Genomic DNA, 1,329 nt, shown 5'->3' with positions numbered 1-1,329 from the left:
TGAACCGCCCCGGTTCGAATAGAGACTCGATTTCATGAAAGGATCGAGTCATGGCACGACCTTCCCGTTACCCGCTTGAGCTCCGCCGCCGTGCGGTGCGCATGGTCGCCGAGGTGCGCGACGACTACCCGAACGAGACCGCCGCTCTGCAGGCGGTGACCGAGAAGCTCGACATCGGTTCCCGTGAGACGCTGCGGAACTGGGTGAAGCAGCACGAGATCGACGCGGGAACACGTCCGGGGACGACGACGGAGGAGTCCGCCCAGCTCAAGGCACTGAAGAAGGAGAACGCCGAACTCAAGCGGGCCAACGAGATCCTCAAGGCCGCGGCGTCTTTCTTCGCGGCCGAGCTCGACCGGCCACACACGCGCTCGTAGCGTTCATCGACGAGCACCGGGACCGCTTCGGCGGCGTCGAGCCGATCTGCAGAACCCTCACCGAACACGACTGCAAGATCGCACCCTCCACCTACTACGCCCACCACAAGCGCCGGAGCAAGCCGTCGGCCAGGACCGTGCGGGACGCCGAACTCAAGGAACAGATCACCAAGGTCTTCGAGGCCAACTACCGCGTCTACGGGGCGAGAAAGATCTGGCGTGAGCTGAACCGGCAGGGCCACCGCGCGGCCCGCTGCACCGTCGAACGCCTGATGCGCGAACTCGGCATCACCGGAGCGGTCCGCGGCAGACGCGTGATCACCACGCTGCCCGGCGGGCAGGTGGACCGGGCGCCGGACCTGCTGGACCGCGACTTCGTCGCCGTCGCCCCGAACCGCTGCTGGGTCGCGGACTTCACCCACGTGAAAACCTGGGCCGGCGTCGTCTACGTCGCCTTCGTCGTGGACACGTTCTCCCGCCGGATCGTCGGCTGGTCCGCGGCCACCGTGAAGGAAACGGTCTTCGTCCTGGACGCCCTGGAGATGGCCGTGTGGCAACGTGACCGTGACCAACACCCGGTACAGCCAGGCGAGTTGATCCACCACTCGGACGCCGGGTCGCAATATACGAGCTTCCGGCTCGCCGAGCATCTGAACGCCGCCGGCATCGCCGCCTCGATCGGATCGGTCGGTGACGCCTACGACAATGCCCTGATGGAGAGCACGATCGGCCTGTACAAGACCGAGCTGATCAAGCCCCGACGGCCCTGGAGGTCCCTCTCCCAGGTCGAGTTGGCCACCGCCGAGTGGGTCGACTGGTACAACCATCGCAGACTCCACGGTGAGATAGGCCACGTTCCGCCCGTCGAGTACGAGGCCAACCACTACACGGAATCCATGAAACCCCAGGCCACAACCACCATCTGAGATCTCTACCGAACCCGGGGCGGTTC

At 65.6% G+C, this 1,329-nt stretch carries 1 protein-coding gene; it reads left to right on the top strand.

Annotated elements, in window-relative coordinates; genetic code table 11:
- Positions 1-50: 50 nt before the first annotated feature.
- Positions 51-1,303 (top strand): IS3 family transposase gene (locus ASC56_RS00055; protein ID WP_107309138.1). Its coding sequence is split into 2 segments (ribosomal slippage): positions 51-333 and positions 333-1,303, totalling 1,254 coding nucleotides; the frame shifts between segments, so codons are not numbered across the junction.
- Positions 1,304-1,329 lie beyond the last annotated feature (26 nt).

It is taken from the genome of Streptomyces sp. TP-A0356 (genome assembly GCF_001417775.1).
In the GTDB taxonomy this organism is placed as follows: domain Bacteria; phylum Actinomycetota; class Actinomycetes; order Streptomycetales; family Streptomycetaceae; genus Streptomyces.
The sequence above is the reverse complement of the archived record's forward strand: the minus strand, read 5'-3'. Positions and strand labels throughout refer to the sequence as shown.